Annotated in this window: 2 protein-coding genes; one reads left to right on the top strand and one right to left on the bottom strand. The window is 67.3% G+C overall.

Annotation, left to right across the window (positions count from 1 at the left end; all coding sequences use genetic code 11):
• Positions 1-585: 585 nt before the first annotated feature.
• Complete coding sequence (locus AC07AB_RS40110) at positions 586-1,059, top strand: RusA family crossover junction endodeoxyribonuclease (protein WP_478577645.1); 474 nt, start codon at positions 586-588, stop codon at positions 1,057-1,059.
• A 79-nt stretch (positions 1,060-1,138) separates the two neighbouring features.
• Here AC07AB_RS40110 and AC07AB_RS40105 read toward each other — a convergent pair whose 3' ends face one another.
• On the bottom strand, positions 1,139-3,064 hold the full coding sequence (locus AC07AB_RS40105; RefSeq protein ID WP_478577642.1) for a hypothetical protein: 1,926 nt from the start codon (positions 3,062-3,064) through the stop codon (positions 1,139-1,141).
• Positions 3,065-4,306 lie beyond the last annotated feature (1,242 nt).

The following is a 4,306-nucleotide window of genomic DNA, read 5'->3' as shown; positions in this document are numbered from 1 at the left end:
CCACCCCCCCGCACGTCTCCCTCTCTTTCTCCCCTCTCTTTTCCCCCCCCCCCCCCCCCCCCCCCCGCCTCCCCCCCCCCCCCCCCCCCCCCCCCCCCCCCCCCGCCTGCGGCCCCTCGATGTCTTTCGGCGCCAGGTTGAGGATGCTGTCGATGGCTCCCCGGCAGCAGGACTGGGACACCTCGTACGGGGCGTGCCACCGGCCGGGATCGGACAGGACCGCCGCCGCATCCCGCAGGAGATTCAACGCCCGCTCCCCGTGCGGCCCTTGGGCAGTCAAAGCCGTGGCCAGTTCAGCGGAGACAACGAACCCAGCCGCCTGGCCGGCATTGCCGACCGTAGAGTCGTTCGCGACAGTCACCCTGCCACCGTAGCGGCCTCGTGACCACGGCGACCGCTCCTGGCGGGCCGGACACCGGGCCGAGCGATCCGCCGTGTCCACCGAGGGCCCCAGGTGGGCGCCGGGCAACTCAACCCTCGGCACACAAGACGCCCACCGACCTTCCTCGGAGGTGTGCCGCGGCAGCCTCGAGAGGCGGCCAACGGCTATGGTCGGGTCGTGGACGGGCGACCAAGGCAGGGTTCATGCAGTTTGCTAGGTGTCCCGTGTGCGACCTTCTCCCGCTGAGCGGCCCAGGCGCACGGCCCACCTTCTTCCCGATCTCTGTGCCGCCCTTCACCAAGCAGACCCCGGCGACACGACAGCGTGTCCATGCGCGAGTGGTGCAGGAGATGCGAAAGACCGCCAGCAGCCGCGAAGATCCTCGAACCTGGCAGGGGCTTTCCATCTGCGCCACGGTGGTCGCCGTGCAGGAACACAGGCGCAAGACCATCGATGCAGACAACGCCGCAAAGGCCATTCTCGACACTTTGCAAGGCACAGTGATTGTCAATGACGACGCCATCCAACACGTGTCGGCATACCGGGTGAAGTCCCCGGCAACCCGGGGCTACTACCTCATCGGGCTCCGCCCTGTGTATCCGCTCGAGCTCGACGTGGTGGATCCGTCGGCGCAGAGCAAAGACGTGAGCATACTGATGGGGCTTCAGGAGGACTGAGGTCACAGCAGAGCGCGCCGTGCGCAGGAGGCAGGGCAGCAGACAGGCTGGACGGCCGCTTCAGTAAGGCACGTTGGAGTCACGTTGCTGGGCGGGGCGCGGAAGGAGTGCCGTCTGGTTCGAGGCCGTGTGGCCATAGCTGCTGCCACAGGGGTTTGCTTTGGTGGCTGGTGTAGGCCTCTCCGCGGTCGAGTGCCTCGCGGGCGGTACGAGCGGCCCCTTCGGTGTCGTTGGCCTCATGCTGGAAGCGGGCGATGGTGGCCAGGGCTCTTGGATGCCCGTACTGGGCGGCTGCTTCCCACAGGTCGAGGGCGCGATCCTTGTCTCCGGTCCTTTCGCGGTGCGCGGCGAGGTCGGCGAGTGTGCTGGTGATCCCGTATTCGGCGGCCGCCCGAGCATAGTGTTCGGCCTGGTCGAAGAGGGCATCGTCTTCGCGCATCATGGCCAGGCGGCTCAGACAGTAAGAGGCGCCGTTGGCCGCAGCTTGGTGAGCTAGGTCGGATGCCTCGACGGTCAGTCCGGCGCGTTCGTGCTGTAGAGCGATGTCGGCCAGGGCGTCGGGCTGGCAGCAGGCCGCAGCCTCGAGGGCCAAGGCCGCGGCCTGCTCGTAGTCCGACGTCTCGGCGGCCGAGAGCGCGAGGTCAGCCAGGGCCTGGCAGGTGAGGTGCTCTGCGGGCCAGATATCGGAGTCATCGATCCAGCCGAATGCATCGGACTGGTCCTCAGCAGCAAGGCTCGGTTCATGCCACGGCAGTGCACCGGCACGCTCTTCAAGCAGCCGGGCATAGCGCAACCGCCATCGGGCCTCGGCTGCTCTTGCCAGTGCGAGGACGTCGGCGCGGCCTGGCAGATGACGCAGGGCCGCGTTCCAAAAGGAAGTCGGCGGACACAGGTCACTGCGTGTCCGCCGTCCGTGCTGCTCCATATAGTCGGCCAGCCGAACACAGCTTTCTGTAGGGGCACTGCCTGGCCTGGGACGCGCCCGCCGCAGGAGCGCCGCGTCACCGTGGACCGAGCGTTCGGTGTAGGTGAGGGTATTGCTGAGCCAGTTGTCGGTCAGCGACTCGAACACGGACCCCGGTAGGTAACCGACGGCTGCTTCCTCGAGGAACGAGACGGGTATATCTATCCCGCATCCGAGACGGCGGGCGTCCATGGCGGCGTTGAGGACGGCCCGGGCGGCAAGACCGGCATGTTCGTACCGCTCCAGGAGTGCCGGGACACCGGCAAGGAACTGGGTGATCCGACGGTCGGCGGCCCCGACAAGGGCGTACGCGAGACGTTCGTCTACGGCGGCGGCGCTGCGAACGGCGATGAGGTCGAGGTCGGTGAACGCGTCGGGTACATGTACTTGCCTGCCGGCGAGCAACGGTCGAATCTGGGCGTTCGGGTCTTCTCCGGAACGAGAGGGGAGAGCTGTCAGCAGGTCCCAGTGCACCGGCCATAAGGTGCCCAGGATCAGGATCGGGGCTCGGCGGGTGTCGGCCAACAGAGTGCGCAGGGCGGCCGCGATCCGTTCTCCGAACTGAGGAGAGGCCAGGTAATGTTGCGCCTCGTTGAGCCAGACCACTGTCTTAGGCCCCACTGCGGCCAGGCCAGCTAGGGCGGCGTCGGCGCGCGTGGGATCAAAGGGGTGCCATAACCGCCACTCCTCGGTGTCCAGAGCCTGTATCGCCTCCCAGCACGCACGGGTCTTACCGGTAGAGGATTCGCCCACGAGCACACACAACTGGCTCCTGCCCGCGCGTGCGGCCTCGACGATGTGCTGCAGATGAGCATCGTGCTCGCGCGGCACATAGGTCGGCAGTACCTCTTGTGCCGAGGTGAGGTGGATCGCGTGATGCACTTCCAGGTCGAGCGGATGGCAGGCGCCGATGGGGCGGGTGGCCAGTTCCCCTCGGACCGTGTCGCTATTGGGAGGGCCGACGGACGGGAGAACGTAGACATGCGTGATGGCATTGCGGTCGCCGGTGACGACTGCACCGACGTCTCCGCCCGCAGCCACCGACTGTTTGTCCGCCCGTACCTGACTGCCTGAGCCGCGAGGGCCGTTGCCGCTGACGGTGTGAGTGCCGTCCCGGCGTGGCCACACCGACGGGGGAGTCATGTGCGGTTCCCGTCTCCGGTAATGACCTCATCGACATCGCCCGCGGCGGCGGTACTGCCCGCCCCCGAAGCCTGCACGTTGCCGATGGCTGGCGGGGCGCGGTGCGCTGCCGCGTTCGGCGTCACCTCATTGTGATCGCCGACGATGACACGACCTACATGCCCTCCCGAGGCAACGCCCCCGTCACGGGCCCCGACCGACAACTGGCGGGGGCCGGCGAGAGCCCAGATCGAGACCGCCAGGCCAACCAGCCCTCCCATTGCACCCAGAACGCTGCCTAGCCGGTCTGCGGTTTCCAGGTCCATAAAGACGGCCACTGAACCCAGACTGACGGCCGCCACCCCACACACGGCTGCGCACGCCATGAGCGTGTGTCTCCTCCACCCCTGCATAGCACCATCAAACTTCCGATCGACGGTCGATGTGGACGAAACCGAGCTTCAAAGCCAGCTGCTGCAGCAGGAGTAGGGAAACAAGCGACCCGGGCAGGGCGGCGTTGCCGACTGCGAGCGCATCGCCGATGCAGCGCAGTAAGCCTTCAGGGACATGCTTCGCTGAACGGAAAGCGCAGGTGGCTGTACGGAGTTGGGCTCGGGCAATGCAGAGGGCCTGGGGCGTCCGCTTCGGAATCGGGGCGCCAGTGAGCACGGCTTATGCCGCTCTGGAAGGGCCTGGCCTCTCCGGCCGAACGGGAGGGATCTTCGCATAACCGGAACACTGTGTATATGAGCCGGTACCTGATCGTGGTCCAAGACGGCGGCGCGTGGCCCGCTGCCGTCGCGCCGTGGCGGTAAAAACGTGTAGGCCCTGGCCGGTCACCTGCACCCGCGCTGCTCGCGCTCCCCAGATAGCGGTCCGTTCCGGGAAACCGTCAACTGGACCTCGGCAAGGCCCTGCCCACGGGCGTTGCGTGCGCGTCCCAGGTGGTGATGCGCTGCATCAGTACGCAGGCCAGGCACCGCCCTCTCCGTCGTCCGAGGTTGTGCCCACGGCACGCTGGGCTGGACCCCCGCGTGGTGCTCGACGCGACGGAAGAGAGCGGGTCGCTAGAGGTCATTAATGGTTGGGGTTACGGGGGTTCGAGGTCCAAGCCGGTCTTGGCGAGGTAGCCCTCGACGAGGCCGGGATGGTGCTGCATTC

The organism is Streptomyces sp. NPDC044033, assembly GCF_056434425.1.
This window is presented reverse-complemented; position numbering and strand designations above follow the sequence as displayed.

Bases quoted from the DNA above. Each gene is read 5' to 3' on its own strand.
- AC07AB_RS40110 (WP_478577645.1), top strand. From the start codon at position 586: ATGCAGTTTGCTAGGTGTCCCGTGTGCGACCTTCTCCCGCTGAGCGGC.